We start from the raw sequence: 832 nt of genomic DNA, 5'->3' as shown, positions 1-832 counted from the left end.
TTTACAATTTGCAGATTTAATTTTGATAAATATAATATGTCACAATTTGAGCCTGTATTAGAAGACTTGAAGGAGTTTGTAGATAATCCTAAATTTTTTGTTCATGCTACAACATTAAGAAACAAAATTCACGGAGAAGAGGAAGCTCGTAATAGATATAATTATCCATCGGATTATCCAGAATTTTATACATATGTATTGGGGCAGTTGTTTGAAAAGGGATTTTATAAAGATGTTATTAATATTCTTCCAATACGTGCAAGAAATGTATGTCTTGCCTGTACAATAGGAGGTTTAATAATTAATTCTGAGGGAAAATTTTTTAGATGCTTGCAACATTATTTGGATGAAGAGAACTGTGTAGGTGATTGTACTATTGGACTTCTCCACAATGAAGCATATCAGAAATGGTTTGAAATGATGAATAACATGCCAGAAGAATGTAGAGTGTGTGAGTATCTCCCATGCTGTCAGGGCGGATGTAAACACTATCGTATGGAAAATAAACCAGAGGCATCACCTTGTTTAAGGGAGAAGTTTTATATAGATGTAATTTTAGATTTGGTACATAAATATGTTAAATAGACGTGTAGGGGAATTGTCACTTTCAGTGATAGGACTTGGAACATATGATTTAGCAGAGCAAAATATGAAAAAGGTAATATCTGATTGTGTAAGCAGAGGAGTAAATTTCATAGATAGTGCTAATAGATACGGAAATGAAGCAAAAATAGCGACTACAATTAGCAGTTTAGGCTTGAAGAGAGAAGATGTTGTAATTGGAACGAAGTTGTCGTATAAGCAACAAATTTCGCAAAGTGTCTGTGAGTCT

Annotated in this window: 2 protein-coding genes; both read left to right on the top strand. The window is 33.1% G+C overall.

Annotation, left to right across the window (positions count from 1 at the left end):
* On the top strand, positions 1 to 585 hold a 585-nt coding region (locus CCU_RS13945), incomplete at its 5' end, for an SPASM domain-containing protein (RefSeq protein ID WP_208896320.1).
* Positions 575 to 832 (top strand): aldo/keto reductase (locus CCU_RS13940; RefSeq protein ID WP_256364705.1); only part of this gene is annotated, 258 nt, incomplete at its 3' end. The genes CCU_RS13945 and CCU_RS13940, both read left to right, overlap by 11 nt.

The sequence above is a fragment of the Coprococcus sp. ART55/1 genome, from assembly GCF_000210595.1.
In the GTDB taxonomy this organism is placed as follows: Bacteria; Bacillota; Clostridia; order Lachnospirales; family Lachnospiraceae; genus Coprococcus; species Coprococcus aceti.
The sequence above is the reverse complement of the archived record's forward strand: the minus strand, read 5'-3'. Positions and strand labels throughout refer to the sequence as shown.